Annotated in this window: 2 protein-coding genes; both read left to right on the forward strand. The window is 54.7% G+C overall.

Going from position 1 to position 1,317, the window contains the following annotated elements; genetic code table 11:
- Window positions 1-522 precede the first annotated feature (522 nt).
- A complete protein-coding gene (locus ACR3FF_RS27075) occupies window positions 523-846 on the forward strand; it encodes a helix-turn-helix transcriptional regulator (protein WP_458191191.1) in 324 nt (107 codons plus the stop codon).
- The gene (locus tag ACR3FF_RS27080; protein WP_458191192.1) at window positions 833-1,180 is read left to right on the forward strand and encodes a hypothetical protein; all 348 of its coding nucleotides are present in this window, start codon (window positions 833-835) and stop codon (window positions 1,178-1,180) included. The genes ACR3FF_RS27075 and ACR3FF_RS27080 overlap by 14 nt, the downstream gene beginning before the upstream one ends.
- Window positions 1,181-1,317 lie beyond the last annotated feature (137 nt).

Here is a 1,317-nt window from a genome sequence, read left to right on the forward strand (position 1 = left end):
TGCATCGTGTCCTGAACACGAGTCAGGAGCGCTATCAGCGCTTCACATTAGTCGTCGAAACGACTGATTCAGAACCATCGGTGAACAATGTCGGTCACAGCGGTTGCTACCGCTGTTCTTTCAAGATGTCAATACTCTAGTGGTTTGTAGAATTTGAGATCCCGAACTTGTGTGGTCTCCTGATTAACTGATTTTGTTATCGCAGTATGTGATTTATAGATATGCGAAGTCCTGTTATCAGGGCATAGAGCGAATCTCGTGCGCAATTACACTGGGGGTAGTAGTGTGCAGTGTACTTCTGCTTACAGCGGTAAGCGGAAGTGGGATCACCCAACTCGACGCCCTCGGGGAAGCACAAAATTCGTGTTGGGGCGCGACAGCTGGTTTCCACCGAAAATCTACGGATTACTGTAACTATACAGCGGCGAAGACGGCAATAGGAGACTTCTGGTGTCCCCAGTGGTGTGATCCTTTAGCATTGGCGTCGGTGGTTTTATTGCGATCTATTACAAAGTATTGCACATGCCCATCAACATCGACCGCCTTGACGACGAACCCGTTGACGTCCTCTCACTCTCTAAGGGCACGCAGCCGTACCAAATCCTCCAGTTCCTCGCTGAGAACGACGACAAGGCATTCACACAAACAGAGATCCACGAGGCCACCGGCATCAAGCGCGGGAGCGTCGGCTCTGCCCTCTCTCGGCTTGACGACCGTGGCCTCGTTCGCCATCGAGGGCGGTATTGGGCAATCGCAGAGGATGACCGACTCGCGTCATTCGCCGCACAGACGCACGCCAATTCTGTCTCGACCACAGACGACTACTACGGCGATGACGAGGCGTGAGCGGATGGCATATCCCCGTGGGGCGGTCGTGAAAGGCCCTGACCTCTTTGCTGACCACGAGTACCGCCCCTACGTGCGCGTAAGTGATGAGACACACCCATTCAGCGACGAAGAAGCCCTCTATGCAGCGGTGACAACAACCCGTCGGCCAGTAGCGATTCTGCTTACTGATGCTGATTTTGCAACCGGCGGGTTGCCGCGTGAGAGCTACGTCAATCCATGGACGATTGCTCCTCTCCGCCACGCGGACATCCATGGCGAAGAGGGGCGACTCATCGACGAGACGATTGAGGCAATCGCGCGGGGTGCAGCAGGCTACTTGGGCGTCGAGTAAATTAGTTCGCCATCATACTCTCGGTAGTTCCCATCGTTCCTGATTACTGACTCGGTTTCTGGGGCGAGACGAGAGTAGCTGGCGCGGATGAGCGAATGATTCAACCAAAGACGGCGGTCTCACTCCAGTGAGAGCGC

It is taken from the genome of Haladaptatus ordinarius, assembly GCF_054177595.1.

Excerpts from the sequence above, each read along its gene's own strand:
- ACR3FF_RS27080 (WP_458191192.1), top strand. The coding sequence starts at position 833 with ATGACGAGGCGTGAGCGGATGGCATATCCCCGTGGGGCGGTCGTGAAA.
- ACR3FF_RS27075 (WP_458191191.1), top strand. The coding sequence starts at position 523 with ATGCCCATCAACATCGACCGCCTTGACGACGAACCCGTTGACGTCCTC.